We start from the raw sequence: 19880 nt of genomic DNA, 5'->3' as shown, positions 1-19880 counted from the left end.
TCGCACGCGAGTAGCAGCGACTCTGGTCTGTGGACTGGCAATGACGGCCTTCGCCGCGATCACCCCGGCGGCAGCCGCCGAGAACGCGCCGGCCGCCGGCAACGTGCGGATGTGGGAGGACCCCGACTACACCGGCAGCCAGTACGTCGACACCACCCCGAGCACCTGCCCGGACGGCTGTGACATCGACGGCTGGGACGGCGACAACGAGATCTCGTCGGTCCGCAACGAGACGTCGTGCATCGTCCGCCTGTACGCCGACGACAACCTCGGCGGCCGCAGCGTGGACCTCGCCGCCGGCAAGTCCTACTCCAACCTGGAACTCCAGGGCTTCGACAACGACGCCGAAAGCTACGAGTTCGTCTGCTGACCAGCACTGTGACCTGGGTCACATCTAGGGTCTGACGCAACCAACCTCTGCCCGCCGGGAGTCGTCCGGGCAGAGGTTGGTCGCCGTCTGGGGGAGGTCATCGCGATGGAGAGCCTGCGGGAGGTGTACGACGGCTGCTACCGCCGACTGGTGGCGCAGCTGTACACGCTCTGCGGCAGCCTGGCCGAGGCCGAGGACGCGGTCCAGGAGGCGTTCGTCCGTGCGGTCGAGAAACCCCGCCGCTTCGCCCAGGTCGAGAACCCGGAGGCCTGGCTGCGCACCGTCGCGCTGAACGTGGCCCGCAGCCGCTACCGCCGTACGGTCGTGTTCCACGGCCTGATCAGCCGGTCCGGCCCACCGCCGGCCGCCGTACCCGGGCTGTCTCCCGACCACGTCGCCCTCGTCGACGCGCTGCGCCAGCTTCCCTGGGAGCAGCGCGAGGCGCTCACGCTGTTCCACCTCGTCGACCTCCCGATCCGCGACATCGCCCTCCACCTGGGCGTCCCGGAGGGCACCGTCAAGGCCCGGCTGACCCGCGGCCGGGCCCGCCTGGCGCCCCTCGTCCGCGACTTCATCGAGGAGATCGACCATGTCTGAGCTCAAGGACCTCGCGTGGGCCGTCCAGGAGACGATCGATCCCCTGCCCTTCGAGCAGCTCGAACGCCGAGGCGTACGACGCCGCCGACGCCGCCAGGCACTCGTGGCCGCCGGTGCCGCCACTGCCGTCGTACTGGCCGCCGTCGTTCCGTGGGGCACCCGACCGGGGACCGAACCGCCGATCGCGCCGTCGATGCCGCCGCTGGTGAACGCCTCCGATCCGGCGGGCGAGGCGTTGGTCCGAGGTACGAACGCCGAGGTGGCGTCGGTGACGGTCGCCAGCCCGAAGCGCTGGGGCGCGACCTGGAGCGCCTGCGACAGCTGGTGCACGTATGCGGCCGTGCTGCAGCGCGGGGATCAGAAGGCGACGACCCCTGTCGGTACGTCGTACTGGGTGACGGTGCAGGTCGGCAACGAGGTGGTCGCGCTGGGCCGACCCGGAGACGAACGACCGACCGAGGACGACCCGGCCTCGCCGAAGACGGTGATGTTCCGGCTGACCGACCGTGGTCCGCGGTCCACGGCGCTGCGGACCGTCACCGCGTCGAGCACGTTCGAACGGGACGAGATCCTGAGCGACGACATCATGCCCGGCCGGCTCGCCGTACTCGATCCGGAGGAGTCGACGGTCCGCCCGCTCGTCGTGGAAGGGCTGGAGACGGTCGGCGAGGCGGTCCGGGACAGCACCGGGCGCTGGTGGGTCCTGGGCGGCCAGGGCGGGGACGCGCCGCGCACCGACATCCTGTGGACCGACGACGGTGGCAAGACCTGGGAGCAGACGCTGCTGGATCCCGATCGCCAGGGCAGCACCCTGGAGGTCAGCCCCGACGGCCACACCCTCCTCGCGACCACCTCGACGGCCGACGAGGTCATGATCGTCCGCATGTCGACCGACCGCGGTGCCACCTGGCACCCGGTGCAGTCACCGACGTGGGTCAAGGGCACCCCGGCCGTCCCGTTCGACGACCAGGCGGCCCTGCTGCTCGGCACTCCGCGGCAGACCCCGACGGCCAGGCTGTACGCGATCCACGAGTTCCGGCCGATCCTGCTCGACGACACGCCTCCGCGACTGACCGACCTCGCCCGCAGCGACGACCTGATCTACGGGCCCACCGCGGACAAACGCGTCGCGACCACACTCGACCGCGGCTCAACCTGGCGCTTCTTCGAACCGCGTTAGTCGCGCATCCTGTTCGCCGCGAGCATCCCTGCTAGTGGTGCATCCGCGCGCCCTTGAGTACCTTGTCCACCGCGTTCTTCGGGCCGTACAGCGCGATCCCGACCAGGTCCAGCTCGGCCGTCGGCACCGCCTTCACGGCGGCCCGGTTGTCGCGGTCGTTGCCGGTAGCAAACAGTTCCTGAGTGAACACCGAGTGCTCGATCTCTCGCCGCAGTGCCCGCTGGTGCGCCGTACCCATGAGCTCCTTGGACCCCTCGAACACCAGCACCGGCTGCCGGAACATCGGCAGGTAGGCGGTCCCGTCCGCATCCTCGTAGTTCTCGCCGACCACCTCCGGATGCCTGGCCGCGATCCCACTCACCAGGAACGCGGTCACGTTGAGCCGCTGCCAGACGGCAAGATCGTCCCGCAGCAACACCGCAATCTTGGTATCGAACCTGATCACCTCGTCCTCGTTCTCCACACCCCCACCCTCCCCCGCCACCCCCACCACGTCTTGTACGTTCCAAACCTCCCGACTGCGGTCAGCAGTAGGGCGGGTTGGTGGTTACTGCGGTGGCTACTCGGAGGAAGAGGTTGAAGAGGCGGTAGAGGTGGGGCATGTCGGCTTCTACGGTGACCGTGCGGTCGTCCTGGCGGAGTACGCCGGGGATGGCGGTCAGGTGGGCGGTGACGGAGGCGTTCTGCCAGCGGACGGCCAGGCGACGGGTCCGCGCACGGTCCGCGGTTAAGGCGGGGAGGTTCGCGAGGGCTTGGTGGGTGGTGGTTCGGATGGCGGCTTGGGCTTCGGGGACCGGGACCAGTTGGGCGGCGAAGCGGTCCTTGGCGTACTTGACGGGGACGGTGGCGACCGACGGGTCCCAGGCGGTCATCTCGGCGCAGGCCGTGTCGTCGCCGGTCAGGAGGGCGACGGGTACGCCGTACGCGTGGGCGGTGGCGTGGAAGAGGCCGATCTCGCCGGTGACCTGGTCGTCGAGCCAGATGTCCTCGATCTCGTGGCCCATGAAGCTGTGGCTGAGTACGCCGAGGACGCCGGCGCGGGCGTGGTAGCCGATGCAGAGGGCGGCGTCGTACTCGCGGGTGAGCCCTTCGATCATGCCCATCGGCTTCGGGCGGCCCTTGATGAGCGTGGCGCGCGGGTCGAGCAGGTCCGGGAGGAGGTTGCGCATCGGGCCGTGGGCGTCGTTCACCAGGACGGCGGTCGCGCCCGCGTCGTACGCACCCCGGACGGCCGCGTTGGCGTCCTCGGTCATCAGCACGCGGCCGCGTTCGTAGTCGCGGCCGCGCGGCTGGACGTCCTCCGCGTCGACGAGCCCGGTGACGCCCTCCATGTCCACGCTCAGATAAACCTTCACGACGGGACAGCGTATGTTCTGAAGGGTGAGCGGCAACGCCGAGGTCAGGGCGTGGCGGCCCGCGCTCAGCGGGGTCGTCGAGGTGCTGCACGCCCACTTCCCGTCACACGCGTACCCGAGCCACACGCACGATGCCTGGACCGTGCTGATCGTGGACGAGGGCGCCGTCCGGTACGACCTCGACCACCGCGAGCACGGACTCGCCCAGGCCCAGGTCTCGCTGCTACCGCCGAACGTCCCGCACGACGGGCGCTCGGTGCGGCCGGAGGGGTTCCGCAAGCGGGTGCTGTACCTGGAGCCCGACCGGCTCGGCGACAACGTGATCGGTGCGGCGGTCGACCAGCCGGAGTACGTCGACCCGGTCCTGCGGCACCGGATCCACCAGTTGCACGGCGTACTGCGTGATGGCCGGGAGGAGCTGGAGGCGCAGAGCCGGCTCACGTTGATCGAGGAGCGACTGCGGCAGCACCTGCGCCGGGACGTGACGGATCCGCGCGGCCGGCGCGATCCGGGGGTCGCGCGGCGACTGCGTGACGTCATCGACGGGCATGTCCCGGCGGGGATCACGCTGGAAGACGCCTCCCGGCTGGTGCACGCTCATCCGGCGTACCTGGTCCGGGCGTTCAGCCGGGAGTACGGGATGCCGCCGCACCGGTACCTGACCGGGCGGCGGGTCGATCTGGCCCGGCGGTATCTGCTCGACGGCCACCCGCCGGCCGAGGTGGCGACGCTGGCCGGGTTCTACGACCAGTCGCACCTGAACCGTCATTTCCGGAAGCTGCTCGGCGTGACCCCGGCGAGCTTCGTCAGGCGTTGACCTTGCCGGGCGTGTTCCGGGCGGCCTTGAGGGCGCGGACGCCCCAGGTGCCGAGCAGGGCGGCGATCGCCAGGTTGACGACGATCAGGACGGTGTGGGCGACGTAGTACCCGGTCGGGCGGTCCTCGGTGGCGGCCAGGTTCCGGATGAAGGTCACGTAGGTGACGACGTTCCAGATCGCGATCCCGAGCAGGACCAGCGCGTGCTTGCGTTCGAGTTTCACCCGGTCATTGTCGCAAGGTGGTGAAGTCGGGGCGGCCGCGCCTCACTCGGCCGCCCCGGGGCGAGGGGCGAGCTCACCCGAACGACCCTGCTCGAACCTGCACCGGACAGCAAGACGTTCGAAGCTACTGGCGGGTCACCACAAGGGTTTCCCTGCAGACCCGTACCACCTTCAACCGAAAGCGCACGTCAGCCCTGGGGGCGGTCGACCATCCGGAGGAGCTGGGTGCGGTTGGCGACGCCGAAGCGGCGGTAGAGACGCGTCAGCTGCGACTCGACCGCCTTGACCGAGAGATAGAGCGCGGCGGCGATCTCGCGGTTGGTGGAGCCATCGCGGACCATGGCGACGATCTGCTGCTCGTTGTCGCTGAGCTCGGACGGCTGGCGGCTCCGGCTCGGTACGTCGAGCCGCGCGAGCTCCGTCTCGGCCACCTCCCGCCACGCCGGGGCGCCGTACGCCTCGAACTGCTCGATCGCGTCCAGGAACGCCGTCCGCGCGACCGAACGACGCCGAGCCTGCCGCGCCACCCGGCCGCGGATCAGCTCGCAGCGGGCCAGGTCGAGCGGGTAGACGCAGTCGCCCGCCGTGTTGATCGTCTTCTCGAGCAGGTCGAGCGCCGCCGCCGGATCACCCTGCTTGGCGATCAGCAGCGCCTCCGACCGCGCCAGCCCGACGCGAACGACGGGCCGGTCGAGCGTCTCCGCCCGCGCCCGGATGTCCGCGATCAGCGCGGCCGCGTCGTCCAGCCGACCGGCTGCGACCAGCGCCTCGGCGTAGTCCGCGTGCCATGGGATCACGGCCGGGTCGAACGGCATCGCCGCCTCCCCCGACTCCGCGATCGCGTCGAACGCCTCGACCGCCCGCTGCGGGTCTCCGGTCAGGACGCCGATCAGCCCGAGACTTGCCAGCGCCGGGCCGGTCCACTCGTCGTTGCCGACCAGGCGGACCCCCTCGAGCGCGGCCTCGGCCAGCTGCCGGCCCATCACCGCCGAACCGCCGACCCACTCCGCGCGGCTGGCGATGACCATGCCGACCTCGGCCTCGTCGCCGATGTCCTGCATCAACTGGTAGCACTCGTGTCCGGCCGCGAGCGCGGCCGCGCCGTGGCCGCTGCGCTCGTAGATCGCGGTCGCGGAGATCAGCACGGACGCGAGCCAGCGCATCGCACCGCCGTCGCGGACCTCGTCGACCAGCGCGCTGATCGCGGTAATGGCCTCGGCGGTCCGGCCGCGGAACAGCTCCCGCATCGCCGCCATCTGCCGGGCGTTGACCACCGTCTTGGTCAGCGGGAGGTCGCGCGACAGCTCGGCCGCCTCCTGCAGCAGCGCGTCCGCGGTCTGCTCGGCCTCGCGCGAGATCTGCACCGAACTCGCCGCGCTCAGCGCGTCCACGATCGCCTCGGTGTCGCCGGACTCCCGGGCGAGCCGCTCGGCGACCCGCGCGTCCTCGTGCGCCTCGTCCAGCCGCCGGTCGAAGTACTCGCTGTGGCTGCGCATGATCCGCACCCGCGCCTCGAGCCGCTGGTCACCGACCGCCGCGTCGTACGCCTCGGCCAGCAGCTCGACCCGGCGGTCGCGGTCCGGCCAGGCGGCGTCCACGAGCAGCAGCAGCGCGGGCACCTTGGTCTCCGGCGTGGTCGCCGACTGTACGGCGAGCCGCGCCATCTCGGCCGACTCCGCGAGGTGACCGGCGGCCGCGGCGTCGTCGGCGGCCCGGGTGAGCCGGCGGGCCCGCTCGTCCGGCAGCCTCAGCGGCGTCCGCTCGGCCGCCAGCCGCCACAGCGTCGCCGCGGCACCCGGCGCACCGCGGCCGGCCGCGACCACGGCGGCCTCCTCGATCGTCGCGGCGAGCTCCGGGTTCGCCTCCTGGGTCGCGAGCGCCCGGTGGGTCGCGTTCTCGACGGGTTCGTCGACGACCGCGGCCAGCTGGGCGTGCGCCTGGCGGCGGGCGGCCGACGTCGCCTCGGCGTACACGAACTCCCGCAGCAGCGGGTGCGTGAAGCGCAGGCGCTCGGACGACACGTCGATCAGGCAGAGCGACTCCGCCTCCGCGAGCTCGGTGTCGATCCGCCGCCCGAGCGACTGGGCCAACTGTGCCGTGGTCGGGCGTGGCGACGAGGCCGCGTGCAGCAGGAGCTCGTGCGCACCGGCGGACAGGTCGGAGAGCCGGTCACCGAGCAGCGTCTTGAGCCGGCTGGACACCGGCAGCGGATCGTTCGGCGAGACGCCCTGCGGATGCCGCAGCACCGCCCGGCCGAGCTCCAGCGCCATGAACGGGTTCCCGGCGCTGGCCGTGAAGATCCGGCGGGCGGTCCGCACCGGGAGCGGGCTCGACAGGCGCTGCCGCAGCAGGCCGAGTACGTCGGGCTCGGTGAGCGGTGGGACCTCCAGCTGCAGCACCGGCTCCGGACACGCCTCGGCCATCACCGGAAGATCGCCGTCGGCCACCTGCTCGGTCGCGAGCATGTGTACGCCGTCGGACAGCCGGCGGGCGCAGAACGTGAGCACCTCGAGGCTGGACGGGTCGACCCACTGGATGTCGTCCACCACCAGCAGCACCGGCCCACCGGCCGCCAGCCGGCGCAGGACGTGCAGTACGGCGAGGCGCACGGCCAGCTCGTCACGGACCGTGTCCGGCGCGCTCGCCTTGAGCAGAGCGACCTCGAGCGGCTGGCGGAGGTGGTCCGGGAGGAACTGCCAGGCGAGCTCGAGCTGGTGGGAGAGGAGATCGAGGAGGGTGACGTACGGCAGGCCGGCCTCGGACTGCGACGGCGCGGCGCTGAGCACCCGGCAGCCGGCCCGGGTCCGCTCGGCGACGAGCGCGCGGCCGAGGGCGGACTTGCCGATGCCGGTCGGGCCGTAGAGCAGCACACTGCCGCTGGTCTCGAGCTGCTTCCGCGCACGCTCGACCAGCCCGGCGCGCCCCACCAGCTCGTCGTCAGTCATCGATCCAGCATTCTCCTCGAAGGTTTACCCTCGCCGATTATCACAGGCAACGACCGGCTGACACGGCGAGTGTCACATGAGGAAACCGTCCCGTCACCATCCTGTCACCCGTGGCTGCCCGGATATGAGCAGTCCGAACGGCACTGTTGTGCCCCGGCACGGATTGCCCACTCTCGCAGCGCAAAAGACCGCGCGGCGGTTGAAAGATCAGCTCAGAAAGGCCCTCAGCAGGGCCGCGGTCCCGGACAGGTGCTCCTGCATCGCCTGCCGGGCGGCCTCGGGATCCCCGGCCAGGATGGCGCCGACGATCGCTTCGTGCTGCTCGTCCGAGTGCCGGATGTTGCGCTCCAGCAGCGGGATCGCGTCCAGCAGCTCGTTCAGCCGCATCCGTACGTCGGCCGTCGCCGACGTCAGCGACGGCGCGCAGATCGGACACTTGAAGTTGAGACGAACTCAACCGTGCGGGCCAATCCATGGGCGCGAAGATTCAGAGCGAGTCATAGATCCCGTCTCCAGCGGCGTTGGGCAGATGCGTCGGAGCAAGCCAGATCGACTGGTGCGTGTCCAAGTACCGTTCCCGGCGTGTCAACGCGCACAACAACGCTGTGCCGTCACGCGCTGAAGACGTACAAGCCGCAACGCCTCCCACACGGAGCGACAGCGGCGAGGGCCCTTCGAGCCGCGGGTGCAGATTGACGCGGGCAAGGGAAGCCGCACCGAATCCATGGCGACGTAACAAGGAGCGGCCGTCGCCAGCAGCCACGATGACCGACAGGGCACAGAACCTTCACAGAACGTGCCAATAGGCGGATCATAACAACCTGTTACAGAGGAGGGGAACCGCGCGGATCAAGTCGATCGGTTGATAGTGGGCGGCGGGGACAGCCAGTCCGTTGCGGTTCAACAACGCTTCGATATTGAAATCGTCGGCTCTGTTGACGTATCTCACATTGGGAGGGGAATTGACCACACAGTTCACGCAGGAGTCGCTTCCGGAGGCAGTCAGATGGCTGTTCGAATCCAACGGCTACTCGGTCATCGGACCAATCCACCGGCATGGCAGTGAAATCGACCTAATTGCTACACAATTAGGCGGACTGGGCAAACAGGAAGTATATATCGAAGTCACTGTTCAGTATGTTGATACCGCCAAATATGGCAAGGATCTAACGAAGTTAGTGATGATCAACGAGCCAAGCGCTCAGAAGTTGATCGTATCAGCTAAAGGCTTTACGGCCGAGGTCCGGGAACGGTCAGCTCAGATCGGCGTGAAAACTTACACCTATGACGAACTCGTGCGCGCCTTTGAGAAGACTGAACCCTATATCAACGCGGTGCTTGGCGACGGCGAGATGGCCCAAGGTCTCGCGCGGTTGCATGAGGTCTACGAGCAGCCACGGTTCGTCGACAGGTACGGAGATGACGTCGCGCCAACGTACCTAACGGACTGGTTATTGGCCGACGCAGTGACTCATCCCTGGCTGGTTGTGGTTGGTGAATACGGTACGGGAAAGACGGCGCTCACTCGCGTGCTGCAACGCCGATGGACAGAGTTGTACCGCGGTGGCGGACACGCACCGCTGCCCTTCCGAATCGAATTGAGAGATTTCACCAAGCAATTCGACTCAAGGGGACTCCTTCACCACTTCCTCGATCGAAACGAACTGAGCCACGTGCCAGTTGCATTCGTCGAAAGCATGATCGCAACCGGGCGAGTGGTGCTTCTGCTCGATGGCTACGATGAGATGGCTCAGTACCTGAATGTCCGTGAGCGTCGCGCCTGCCTTGAGGCGCTGGCCGACCTTGCGTCCCATGGCGCTCGAGGAATCCTCACTAGTCGACCTAACTACTTTTCCGAGGCCGAGGAGCTTCGAGTATTCGAGGTCCTATACCAGCAATTATCTGCTCGATCCATGCCGACAGACGACCTAGAATTACTTGAAGAGGAGCGCCGGGTAGATGACATTTTGGAACGCTTTCTGTTGGAGCGGCGCGAGCGAGAACTGAAGGACCTGAGCCCGGCACAAACGGAATCGCTCGTCCGCCGGCAATTGGAAGATGATCCAGTTGGTGCAGAATTGGTAATTGGACTCTTACGTCAGGTCTTTCGGACATCGATCGAAGATACTGCTGTTTCCCTAAGTGGCAAGCCGGTAATTGTCACCTACTTGCTCGAGGTTGTGTCTGAACTGAAGGAGCAGGCAGCAGCCGATGCCACGATGAAGAATCGCTCAATCCTGTCAGAGTGGCAGATTTTCGACATCATCGTCAATAACCTAATGCGGCGCGACTATCGCCGTACTCCACAGCTATACCCAACCGAGCGTCGGGAATTCCTCGAAGAGATGGCACTAGAACTCGCTCGAACTCAGCAGACATCACTGGCTGAGGTTCCATTTCGGAGTCTGGTTAAGCGATGCTTTGATTCACTGATTCAGCGACGAATCCATGAGGGGGTGATTGATTTCGCAGACTCCCTAGTTGATGATCTTCGCTCTTCTGCAACGTTGACTCGGAGCGGCGAAGGAAGGGGCTATGTTTGGCAATTTTCTCATAATTCACTCCGCGAATTCTTGCTCACTGGGCGCTTACTTAAGTCGCTCAGCGCGGGAACACAGATCGATTCGAAGATCGTTCTTTCAGATGCGATGAAGTTGTTCGCGCGAGCGCTGCCTGAGGAGCTAATGTCAGCGGCGGTTTCGCGGCTAGCATCAGCGTGGCCGGGGAGACGAGAGACCCAGGGACTCGACCAGTTGCTGTGCCTAATCTGGCTGGGGCTGCTCGATCACAATAGACTGGATCCGCGATCTGCCCTCGCAAGCGTATGCGGCAGCGGCCTCGATATGTCGGGTGTGCGACTCTCCGGCCTGTCCTTCGGCGATGAATCCGGCCATCGAGTTGATCTCAGCGGTATGGCGGCGTCCGACTCGGAACTGGCCGAGGTCGACTTCGTCAACACCGATCTGGTTGGCGCCAACTTTTCAGGCACGGTCTTCGACTCGTGCTCGCTCCGAAACGTCGACTTGCGGAACGCGATACTCGATGGCGTATTCATGCTTGACTGCGACCTCACGAGTGCAAGGCTCGCGGACGCATCGGCGAGGAAGTTCGATCCTGACTCTACTGTACTTCGCGTGGTCGATGGAGAGCCACAGACACTGAGTGGACAACCGCTGATTGGTTATCTCAGGTACATGGGCGCAGACACAGTCGATGTAGATGCGTATTTCGTATTCCAGCATGCGCCGGACTTCGACATCGTGCCAAAGGTATTGAAGAATCTTGCAGATGGAAACTGGAGTCAGCGACGGGGCCTCGAGAACCGCGGAGTGTCGCAGAAGAACGTTCGACTCGCTAAGCGGTTCGTCGCCCACCTACTCAGCGCCCACTTGATCGAGGAGAAAGGCGGAGCGCCCGGGTTGGTTCGGCCCACACCCGAAGGTCGGGCAACGATTTCACGTTTCCTAGATGGCCAAGAGACTGATTCGCGCCTGGCGGAGTTTCTACATTTGGAATTTCATCGACGATCTGAGTAGATCACCGATTCCGACGCCACCGACGAGGCCACAATCGGTCAACGGACGTACACGACCGTCCGGAATTTATGCTAAGAATGCACGTAACAAGGTCGAGGTACCCAGGAGGTGCACCTGCATTGCCCGCCGAGCGGCGAGAGGGTCGTCGGCGAGAATGGCGTTCACGATCGTCACGTGCTGGTCGTTGGAGTGCTCAATGTTCTTTTCCATCAGCGGTATCGCATCGAGCAGCTCATTGAGGCGAATGCGTACGTCTGCCATCGCGGAGGTGAGCGACGACGAACCGGTCACCTCCGCGATGGCCAGGTGCAGGCGGGAGTCGAGGCGGCGGTAGTCGGACAGCTTCGCCGCCGAGGTCTCGGTCAGGCACCGTCGCAGGTGCGCCTGCTCGGTGGCGGTCAGCGGGCGCGCGGCGGCGGCCTCCGCGGCCCCGGTCTCCAGCGCGGCCCGCAGTACCAGGGCGTCCTCCAGCCCGTCGCCGAGCTCGCGCGCCAGCCGCTTGGGCGTACGCCGGGGCTTCGGCAGCCGCTCGTTGACGAACGTTCCGCCGTACCGGCCGCGCCGGGATTCGACGTACCCGGCCTCGGTCAGGGCGTGGATCGCCTCCCGCAGCGTGACCCGGCTGACGTTCAGCCGGGCGGCCAGGTCGCGTTCGGACGGCAGCCGGTCCCCCGGCACGACGACCCCTAGCTTGATTGCCTGCAGCAACCGCTCCACGGTCTCCTCGAACGGGTTGCCGGCCCGGACCGGCCGGAACACCGCATCGTCTGCCTGGGAGACCATGACGGACAGCCTAAAGCGGCGTCACGTACGCGCCCGAGATGCCGCCGTCGACCAGGAACGTGTTGGCGGTGACGAAGGAGGAGTCGTCGCTGGCCAGGAAGGCAACCGCGGCCGCGATCTCCTCCGGCTCGCCGAAGCGGCCCATCGGCACGTGCACCAGCCGCCGCTCGGCGCGCTCGGGGTCCTTGGCGAACAGCTCGGTCAGCAACGGCGTGTTCACCGGACCGGGGCAGAGTGCGTTGACCCGGATCCCCTGCCGGGCGAACTCCACCCCGAGCTCCCGGCTCATCGCCAGTACGCCGCCCTTCGAGGCGGAGTACGAGATCTGCGAGGTGGCCGCGCCCATCACCGCGACGAACGACGCGGTGTTGATGATCGATCCCTTGCCCTGGCGCTGCATGTAGGGGATCGCCGCCTTGCAGCACAGGTACACCGATGTCAGGTTGACCTCCTGGACCTTGCGCCAGGCCTCCAGCCCGGTGTCCAGGATGGACGCGTCGTCCGGTGGCGAGATGCCCGCGTTGTTGAACGCGACGTCGACGCTCCCGTAGGTGTCGAAGGCCTGCCGGAACAGGTTCTCCACGCCCGCCTCGTCGGTCACGTCGACCGCGACGAACAACCCGCCCACCTCGTCCGCGGCAGCCTTGCCGGCGGCCGGGTCGAGATCGCCGATCACCAGGTGCGCGCCCTCCGCGGCCAGCCGCCGGACCGCGGCCAGGCCGATGCCGCTCGCGCCGCCGGTGACCACCGCGACCCGGCCCTCGAGCCGGCGTGCCTTGACGTCCATTCAGTCCTCCGTGCTGATGAAGATGTTCTTGGTCTCGGTGAACGCGTCCAGCGCATCCGGGCCGAGCTCGCGGCCGAGCCCGGACTGCTTGTAGCCGCCGAACGGCGTGGAGTACCGGACGGACGAGTTCGAGTTGACCGACAGGTTCCCCGCCTCCACGCCGCGGCCGACCCGCAGCGCCCGGCCGACGTCCCGGGTCCAGATCGAGCCGGACAGCCCGTACTCGCTGTCGTTGGCGATCCGCAGCGCGTCCGCCTCGTCCTCGAACGGGACGACCGCGACCACCGGCCCGAAGATCTCCTCCCGAAGGACCCGGTCGCTCGGCGCCGTGAGCACGGTCGGCGGGAACCAGAACCCCGGACCGCTCGGCGCCGTCCCCTGGAAGGCCACGTTCTCCACGTAGGACTCGACCCGCTCACGCTGCCCGGCCGAGATCAGCGGCCCCATCTCGGTCGCCGGATCACCCGGGTCACCGACCTTGACGGCCTTCACGGCCGGCTCGAGCAGCCCCAGGAACCGGTCGTACGCCGGCCGCTCGACCAGGATCCGCGACCGCGCGCAACAGTCCTGCCCGGCGTTGTCGAACACGCCGTACGGTGCCTGGGCCGCGGCCTTCTCCAGATCCGCGTCGGCGAACACGACATTGGCCGACTTCCCGCCGAGCTCGAGCGTCACCCGCTTCACCTGCTCGGCGCAGCCGGCCATGATCCGCTTGCCGACCGCCGTCGACCCGGTGAAGACCACCTTCCGTACGGCGGGATGCGTGATGAACCGCTGCCCGACGACCGTGCCCTTGCCCGGCACGACCTCGAACACGCCGGGCGGCAACCCCGCCTCCAGCGCGAGCTCGCCCAGCCGCAGCGCGGTCAGCGGCGTGAGCTCGGCCGGCTTCAGGACCACGGTGTTGCCGGCCGCCAGCGCGGGCGCGAAACCCCAGCCGGCGATCGGCATCGGGAAGTTCCACGGCACGATCACGCCGACCACGCCGAGCGGCTCCTGGAAGGTCACGTCGATGCCCCCGGCAACGGGGATCTGCCGGCCGAACAGGCGTTCCGGCGCCGCCGCGTAGTACGTCAGGACATCGCGGACGTTGCCCGCCTCCCGGCGCGCGCTGCCGATCGTGTGACCGGCGTTCTCCACCTCGAGGGCGGCGAGGTTCTCCAGGTCGGCGTCGACCGCGTCGGCGAACCGGCGCAGCAGCCGGCCGCGGTCCGCCGGCGTCACGTCCCGCCAGGTCTCGAAAGCCCGTGCGGCCCGTGCGATCGCGGCGTCCGCATCCTGCTCCGTGGCCAGGGAGATCGTCCGGACGACCTTCTCGGTGGCCGGATTGATCACGTCGTACTTCATATGTTTCTCCTGGTTGCGTCGACCAGGGCGGTGAACAGCCGTAGGTCGTCGGGATTCTCCTCCGGGTGCCACTGGACGCCGAGGGCGAAGTCGTGGCCGTCCACCTCGGCGGCCTCCACGGTCCCGTCACCGGCGCGGGCGGTGACGCTGAGCGCCGGCGCGACCAGGTCGAGCGCCTGGTGGTGGTAGCACCGCACGCTGGTCCGGTCGCCGAACAGCCGCGCGGTCAGCGTGCCCGGCTCGATCTTGACCTCGGTGGTGCCGAAGATCGCCGGCGACGGCCGGTGCTCGTCGTGCGCGACCACGTCCGGCAGATGCTGCTGCAGTGTCCCCCCGAGGGTGACATTGAGCATCTGCAGGCCGCGGCAGATCGCCAGCAACGGCAGGTCCCGGTCGAGCGCGGCCCGAATCAGGATCTTCTCGTGTTCGTCCCGGCCGGGCCGGGTGTCGACCGTTTCGGGATGCGGCGCGGCGTCGTACGACGACGGATCGACATCGCACCCACCGGCGACGATCAGCCCGTCGAGGACGTCGAGGACGGTCGGGTCGGTGCCGACCGGGGGCAGCAGCAGCGGCACCCCTCCGGCCGCGACCACCGCGTCCAGATAGACCCGCGGCAGCAGGGACGCGTCCCGCTCCCAGACCCCCCAGATCGTCGGTTCGAGGTACGTCGTGATGCCGATCCGCGGCCGCCGACCCGATGGGAGGTCCTCAGAGGCGCTCGAAACCACGGACCCGCTCCCAGTCGGTGACGGCGGCGTCGTACGCGTCGAGCTCGACCCGTGCGGCGTTGGTGTAGTGGTCGACCATCTCGTCCCCGAACGCCTGCCGGGCGATCTTCGAGCCGGTAAACAGCGCGGCCGCCTCCCGCAACGTGGTCGGCACGTGCGGCTTGTCGGCCTCGTACGCGTTGCCCTCCAGCATCGGCTCGAGCTCCAGCTCGCTCTCGATGCCGTGCAGGCCGGCGGCGATGACCGCGGCGACCGCGAGGTACGGGTTCACGTCGCCGCCGGGCAGGCGGTTCTCGACCCGGAGCGACTCACCGTGGCCGACGACGCGGAGTGCGCAGGTGCGGTTGTCCAGGCCCCAGGCGACCGCGGTCGGCGCGAAGCTGCCGCGGACGAACCGCTTGTAGGAGTTGATGTTCGGCGCGAGCAGGAAGGTGAACTCCGGCAGGCAGGCGAGCTGGCCGGCGATGAACCGCTCCATCAGCTCGGAGAACCCGTGCGCCCGGTCGCCCGCCAGCACGGCGTCCCCGTCGGTCGACCGGAAGCTCAGGTGGATGTGGCACGAGTTGCCCTCGCGTTCGTCGTACTTCGCCATGAACGTCAGGCTCTTGCCGTGCTTCGCGGCGATCTCCTTCGCGCCGGTCTTGTAGATCGAGTGGTTGTCGCAGGTCGCCAGGGCCTCGTCGTAGCGGAAGGCGATCTCGTGCTGGCCGAGGTTGCACTCGCCCTTGGCGGACTCGACGTACAGGCCGGCGCCGGCCATGCTGTTGCGGATGTCGCGCAGCAGCGGCTCGATCCGGGCGGTGCCGAGCAGCGAGTAGTCGACGTTGTACTGGTTCGCCGGCGAGAGGTCGCGGTAGCGCTTGTCCCAGGCCGCCTCGTAGGTGTCGTCGAAGACCATGAACTCCAGCTCGGTGCCGACGTACGCCGTCATCCCGCGGTCGGCCAGCCGCTCCAGCTGGGCCCGCAGGATCTGCCGCGGCGACGCGGGCATCGGGCTGCCGTCGAGCCACTGCACGTCGCACAGCACCATCGCGGTCCCCTCGAGCCATGGGACGATCCGCAACGTGTCCAGGTCCGGTGCCATCAGCAGGTCGCCGTACCCGCGGGACCAGGACGACATGTCGTAGCCCTCGACGGTGTTCATGTCCACGTCGACCGCGAGCAGGTAGTTGCAGCCCTCGGTGCCGTGGGCGAGCACCTCCTCCAGGAAGTACCGCGCACCGCAGCGCTTGCCCTGGAGCCGGCCCTGCATGTCGGTGATCGCCACCAGCACGGTGTCGATCCGCCCGGCCGCGACCAGGTCTCGGAGTCCCTGCTCGGTCAGCTTGCCGGTGTTCGAGGCCACGGTCGCTCCCGGGAGGTCTATTGGTCTGCCGTCAGTCCATTGACGCAAGCCGCGGCCCGGATGTCAATCGGGCGGGACCTTGACAGCGGGTGCCTGCGCGAGGACCCTCGTGGCCATCCTTAGTGGTATGGCAGCAGACCATTGGAGGGCCAGCGATGAGCCGGAAGAACACGCACGTCGGCTACGAGCAGGTCGGCGAGGAGTACCTCGAGCACCGGCAGCTGAAACGCGGTGCGGCCGGCTGGGTCCTGCTGGCCGGGCTGGGCGTCGCCTACGTCATCTCCGGTGACTTCGCCGGCTGGAACTTCGGCCTGGCCGAGGGCGGCTGGGGCGGCCTGCTGATCGCCACCGTGCTGATGGCGACGATGTACACCTGCATGGTCTTCGGCCTGGCCGAGCTCGCGTCCGCGATCCCGGTCGCCGGCGCCGGGTACGGGTTCGCCCGCCGGGCGCTCGGGCCGCTCGGTGGTTTCGCCACCGGGACCGCGATCCTGATCGAGTACGCGATCGCGCCGGCCGCGATCTCCACCTTCATCGGCGGCTACATCGAGGCGCTCGGCCTGTTCGGGCTGACGTCGAGCTGGCCGGTCTACCTGGCCTGCTACGTGATCTTCGTCGGCATCCACCTGTACGGCGTCGGCGAGGCGCTCCGGCTGACACTGGGGATCACCGCGCTCGCCGTGGTCGCGCTGGTGGTGTTCGTGATCGCGATGGTGCCGAAGTTCGACGCGGACAAGCTGTTCGACATCGTGCCGAACACCGCGGCCGGCGCCAGCGACTTCATCCCGTTCGGGTACGCCGGCGTACTCGCGGCGCTCGTCTACGGGATCTGGTTCTTCCTCGCGATCGAAGGCGTCCCGCTGGCCGCCGAGGAGGCGCGCGACCCGCGCAAGGACATGCCCCGCGGGATCATCACCGGCATGGTCGTGCTGCTGGTGTTCGCGGCCCTGATGCTGGTGTTCACCGCCGGCGGCGCCGGGTCGTCCGTGATCGCCGAGTCCGACAACCCGCTCCCGCTGGCCCTGCGGACCGCGTTCGGCGGCGACACCTGGGTGGCCGACTTCGTCAACTACGTCGGCCTGGCCGGGCTGATCGCGAGCTTCTTCTCGATCGTGTACGCGTACTCGCGGCAGTTGTTCGCACTGTCCCGGGCGGGGTATCTACCCCGGTTCCTGTCGGTCACCGGCAAGCGCAAGACGCCGTACCTGGCCTTGACCGTGCCCGGCATCATCGGCTTCCTGCTCGCGGCGATCACCCAGGACGGCGCGCTGCTGATCAACATCGCCGTCTTCGGCGCGACCGTGTCCTACGTCCTGATGATGCTGTCGCACATCGTGCTGAGAGTCCGCGAGCCCGCCCTCGACCGCCCGTACCGGACGCCGGGCGGCATCGTGACCACCGGCGTAGCCCTGGTGCTCGCCGTGACAGCCGTCGTGGCAACCTTCTTCGTCGACAAACTCGCGGCCGCGATCACCGCAGGCATCTTCGTCGTCGCCCTCGCCTACTTCTGGTTCTACAGCCGCCACCGCCTGGTCGCCTCCGCCCCCGAAGAAGAATTCGCCGCCATCCAACAAGCCGAAGAAGAACTCTCCTGACCGTTGAGTGCCTTGGCACTCAATTGTCAGTGCACGGGTTTGTGATTTGCGGGATCGTGCGGAAAATCGGGGGATTCGGCCGCACCGCCCAAGCGGCCCGATCCTGGAGGACGCAGTATGCGATCTTTCATCACCCGTCCCCGCGCCCTGGCCGTTCTGCTGGCCGGTACGGCGCTCGCGTTCAGCCCGCTCGGTGGTCAGGCGACGGCGAAGTTGCCCGTCGACCAGGCGGCGAATCCCTGCATCACCCCGGAGGAGTCGACCTCGGCGCGCGGTGGTCACGAGGCCGACCACCGTGAGATGTCCGTGGCCGAGCAGAAGGCGGTCGACGCCAGGACCGCGCAGATCCTGAAGGCGAAGGCCGCCCGCGGTCTCACGCCGAAGGCCGGCACGCTGGCGTCGGCGAGTGTGCCGGTGTACATCCACGTGATGCGCAGCAGTTCCGGCGCCGGCGACGTGACCAGCACCCAGATCAACCAGCAGATCGCCGAGCTGAACCAGAACTTCGCCGGCGGCGAGTCGTCGCAGGCGGCGAACACCGGCTTCAGCTTCTACCTGGCCGGCACGTACCGCTACAACAACAGCACCTGGCACCGCGACGGCCAGAGTACGACGTACCGCTCGCAGACCCGCAAGGGCGGCAAGAACGCGCTGAACATCTGGCTGGTCAACTTCTCGTACCTCGGCATCGCGACGTTCCCGTGGGACTACGCGAGCAACCCGTCGATCGACGGCATCCGGGTGCAGTACAGCTCGCTGCCCGGCGGCTCGTCGACGAACTACAACCTCGGCAAGACCGCGACGCACGAGGCCGGGCACTGGTTCGGGCTCTACCACACCTTCCAGGGTGGGTGCACGAGCACGAACGACTCCGTGGCCGACACTCCCGCCCAGGGCAGCGCCACGAACGGCTGCCCGGCCGGGCGGAACTCCTGCTCGCTGCCCGGCCTGGACCCGATCCACAACTACATGGACTACTCGTACGACTCCTGCTACAACCAGTTCACCCCGGGCCAGAGCACGCGGATCAGCAACATGTGGACCGCGTACCGGGCGTGACGGCTAAACCCATCGCCGTCTAGAGTGCCGCCGATGCGTGTGCTTCTGACGGCCGCCGCGACCACCGCACTGGTGGTCAGCGGTCCGCTCGCAGCAACCGCCGCCGGCCAGGGCCCACAAGGCCCGGCCGGCGGCGACCTGCTGACGTCGAAGCCGACGGTCGTCGCCGAGGGGGCGACACCGCCGGCGGTGCAGGCATCGGCGTACGTCGTCGCCGACATCGGCACCGGCGAGGTGCTGGCGGCCAAGGCTCCGCACGCCAAGCTGCGGCCCGCGAGCACGCTCAAGGCGCTGACCGCGCTCGTACTGCTGCCGCGGCTCAAGAAGACCGACGTCCTCGTCGGCACCGACGCGGACGCCGGGATCGAGGGCAGCAAGGTCGGTGTCTACCCCGGGCTGAAGTACTCGGTGGACCTGCTGTTCGAGGGCATGTTCCTGGGCTCCGGCAACGACGCGGTGCACGCGCTGTGCGTACACGACCACGGCGGGGTCAAGGGCACGATCCAGCGGATGAACCAGAAGGCCAAGGAGCTCGGCGCGCACGACACGACTGTGACCGACCCGACCGGTCTCGACGCCGACGGGCAGTACTCGAGCGCGTACGACCTGGCCCTGATCGCCCGCGCCGGCCTGGCCCGGCCGGACTTCGCCAAGTACGCGGCGACGAAGTACACCGCCTTCCCGAACGCCGGCAACAAGGGCACCTACCAAGTCGCGAATCAGAACAAGCTGCTCTTCAACTACGACGGCGCGCTGGGTGTGAAGACCGGCTACACGACGCTGGCCCGCAACACGTTCATCGGCGCGGCCCGCCGCGGCGGGCACACCCTGGTGGTGACGCTGATGAACGCGCCGCACGGCATCAGCGCGGACGCGACCAACCTGCTGAACTGGACGTTCGCGAACTACGACAAGCTGACCCCGGTCGGCACCCTGGCCAAGCCCGCCGCGCCGTCGTCACCCAAGGTGGCCACGGGCCGGCGGACGGAGGCGGGCACGACCCAGCCGCCCCGCAGCCGCGCGGTCCTCAATCCGGGCCAGGCTGTGCAGTCCCTGGCCCTTCGCATCCCCACCTGGGCGTACGCCGCCCCACCCGTCCTCCTGCTCGGCCTCTTCCTCCGCCGCCCCCGATCCCTCCGCCGCCGCCGCCACTGATCCAGTCAGGACGCAGGGGTGTCCTGTGGGAGCGCGCTGGGGTTCGTTGCAGCTC

General features: G+C 68.2%; 18 protein-coding genes. 8 read left to right on the top strand and 10 right to left on the bottom strand.

Annotated elements, in window-relative coordinates; all coding sequences use genetic code 11:
• The first annotated feature begins 40 nt into the window (after positions 1-40).
• From ACQPYZ_RS06375 to ACQPYZ_RS06365, 3 genes are all read left to right on the top strand, one after another.
• Positions 41-370 carry a peptidase inhibitor family I36 protein gene (locus tag ACQPYZ_RS06375; RefSeq protein WP_433166225.1) on the top strand — a complete coding sequence of 110 codons (330 nt, stop codon included), beginning with the start codon at positions 41-43 and terminating at the stop codon, positions 368-370.
• Positions 371-475: 105 nt separating this feature from the next.
• The gene (locus tag ACQPYZ_RS06370) at positions 476-967 is read left to right on the top strand and encodes an RNA polymerase sigma factor (protein WP_433166223.1); all 492 of its coding nucleotides are present in this window, start codon (positions 476-478) and stop codon (positions 965-967) included.
• Positions 960-2147 carry a hypothetical protein gene (locus ACQPYZ_RS06365; protein ID WP_433166221.1) on the top strand — a complete coding sequence of 396 codons (1188 nt, stop codon included), beginning with the start codon at positions 960-962 and terminating at the stop codon, positions 2145-2147. The genes ACQPYZ_RS06370 and ACQPYZ_RS06365 overlap by 8 nt, the downstream gene beginning before the upstream one ends.
• A 31-nt stretch (positions 2148-2178) precedes the next feature.
• Here the strand turns inward: ACQPYZ_RS06365 and ACQPYZ_RS06360 are convergent, their stop codons facing one another.
• Positions 2179-2592: a DUF2000 family protein gene (locus ACQPYZ_RS06360; RefSeq protein ID WP_433166219.1), complete on the bottom strand. Its 414-nt coding sequence runs from the start codon at positions 2590-2592 to the stop codon at positions 2179-2181.
• Between the two features lie 79 nt (positions 2593-2671).
• Positions 2672-3502: a M55 family metallopeptidase gene (locus ACQPYZ_RS06355; RefSeq protein WP_433166218.1), complete on the bottom strand. Its 831-nt coding sequence runs from the start codon at positions 3500-3502 to the stop codon at positions 2672-2674.
• A 25-nt stretch (positions 3503-3527) separates the two neighbouring features.
• Here ACQPYZ_RS06355 and ACQPYZ_RS06350 point away from each other — a divergent pair, with 25 nt between their 5' ends.
• Entirely contained in the window at positions 3528-4319 is a 792-nt protein-coding gene (locus ACQPYZ_RS06350; protein ID WP_433166217.1) for an AraC family transcriptional regulator, read from the top strand.
• On the opposite strand, the gene ACQPYZ_RS06345 is transcribed toward ACQPYZ_RS06350, so the two are convergent.
• The 3 genes from ACQPYZ_RS06345 to ACQPYZ_RS06335 all read right to left on the bottom strand — a co-directional run bounded on the left by ACQPYZ_RS06345 (position 4309) and on the right by ACQPYZ_RS06335 (position 7874).
• On the bottom strand, positions 4309-4542 hold the full coding sequence (locus ACQPYZ_RS06345) for an SCO4848 family membrane protein (protein ID WP_433166215.1): 234 nt from the start codon (positions 4540-4542) through the stop codon (positions 4309-4311). The two genes, ACQPYZ_RS06350 and ACQPYZ_RS06345, sit on opposite strands and share 11 nt — an antisense overlap.
• A 188-nt stretch (positions 4543-4730) precedes the next feature.
• The gene (locus ACQPYZ_RS06340; protein WP_433166214.1) at positions 4731-7487 is read right to left on the bottom strand and encodes an AAA family ATPase; all 2757 of its coding nucleotides are present in this window, start codon (positions 7485-7487) and stop codon (positions 4731-4733) included.
• A 207-nt stretch (positions 7488-7694) separates the two neighbouring features.
• Positions 7695-7874, bottom strand: a complete 180-nt coding sequence (locus ACQPYZ_RS06335; RefSeq protein ID WP_433166212.1) for an FCD domain-containing protein — start codon at positions 7872-7874, stop codon at positions 7695-7697.
• Between the two features lie 575 nt (positions 7875-8449).
• Between ACQPYZ_RS06335 and ACQPYZ_RS06330 the strand changes: the two genes are divergently transcribed.
• Positions 8450-11023: an NACHT domain-containing protein gene (locus ACQPYZ_RS06330; RefSeq protein ID WP_433166211.1), complete on the top strand. Its 2574-nt coding sequence runs from the start codon at positions 8450-8452 to the stop codon at positions 11021-11023.
• A 66-nt stretch (positions 11024-11089) separates the two neighbouring features.
• Here ACQPYZ_RS06330 and ACQPYZ_RS06325 read toward each other — a convergent pair whose 3' ends face one another.
• The 5 genes from ACQPYZ_RS06325 to ACQPYZ_RS06305 are packed head-to-tail and all read right to left on the bottom strand — an operon-like array spanning position 11090 to position 16016.
• Positions 11090-11806, bottom strand: coding sequence for a FadR/GntR family transcriptional regulator (locus ACQPYZ_RS06325; RefSeq protein WP_433166209.1), 717 nt, complete (start codon positions 11804-11806; stop codon positions 11090-11092).
• Between the two features lie 10 nt (positions 11807-11816).
• Positions 11817-12593, bottom strand: coding sequence for a 3-oxoacyl-ACP reductase (locus ACQPYZ_RS06320; RefSeq protein WP_433166208.1), 777 nt, complete (start codon positions 12591-12593; stop codon positions 11817-11819).
• On the bottom strand, positions 12594-13940 hold the full coding sequence (locus ACQPYZ_RS06315; protein WP_433166206.1) for an aldehyde dehydrogenase family protein: 1347 nt from the start codon (positions 13938-13940) through the stop codon (positions 12594-12596).
• The gene (locus ACQPYZ_RS06310; protein ID WP_433166205.1) at positions 13937-14671 is read right to left on the bottom strand and encodes a gamma-glutamyl-gamma-aminobutyrate hydrolase family protein; all 735 of its coding nucleotides are present in this window, start codon (positions 14669-14671) and stop codon (positions 13937-13939) included. Before ACQPYZ_RS06310 ends, ACQPYZ_RS06315 begins: the two co-directional genes overlap by 4 nt.
• Positions 14652-16016: a glutamine synthetase family protein gene (locus ACQPYZ_RS06305; RefSeq protein WP_433166203.1), complete on the bottom strand. Its 1365-nt coding sequence runs from the start codon at positions 16014-16016 to the stop codon at positions 14652-14654. Before ACQPYZ_RS06305 ends, ACQPYZ_RS06310 begins: the two co-directional genes overlap by 20 nt.
• A 155-nt stretch (positions 16017-16171) precedes the next feature.
• Here ACQPYZ_RS06305 and eat point away from each other — a divergent pair, with 155 nt between their 5' ends.
• The 3 genes from eat (at position 16172) to ACQPYZ_RS06290 (ending at position 19825) form a co-directional block, all read left to right on the top strand.
• On the top strand, positions 16172-17611 hold the full coding sequence (gene eat, locus ACQPYZ_RS06300) for an ethanolamine permease (protein ID WP_433166202.1): 1440 nt from the start codon (positions 16172-16174) through the stop codon (positions 17609-17611).
• 117 nt (positions 17612-17728) lie between these two features.
• Positions 17729-18670, top strand: coding sequence for a zinc metalloprotease (locus tag ACQPYZ_RS06295; RefSeq protein ID WP_433166200.1), 942 nt, complete (start codon positions 17729-17731; stop codon positions 18668-18670).
• A gap of 33 nt (positions 18671-18703) precedes the next feature.
• A complete protein-coding gene (locus ACQPYZ_RS06290; RefSeq protein WP_433166199.1) occupies positions 18704-19825 on the top strand; it encodes a D-alanyl-D-alanine carboxypeptidase family protein in 1122 nt (373 codons plus the stop codon).
• The last annotated feature ends 55 nt before the right edge of the window (positions 19826-19880 follow it).

Origin of the sequence: Kribbella sp. CA-247076 (genome assembly GCF_050942445.1) — a bacterium.
Classification (GTDB): Bacteria; Actinomycetota; Actinomycetes; order Propionibacteriales; family Kribbellaceae; genus Kribbella.
The sequence above is the reverse complement of the archived record's forward strand: the minus strand, read 5'-3'. Positions and strand labels throughout refer to the sequence as shown.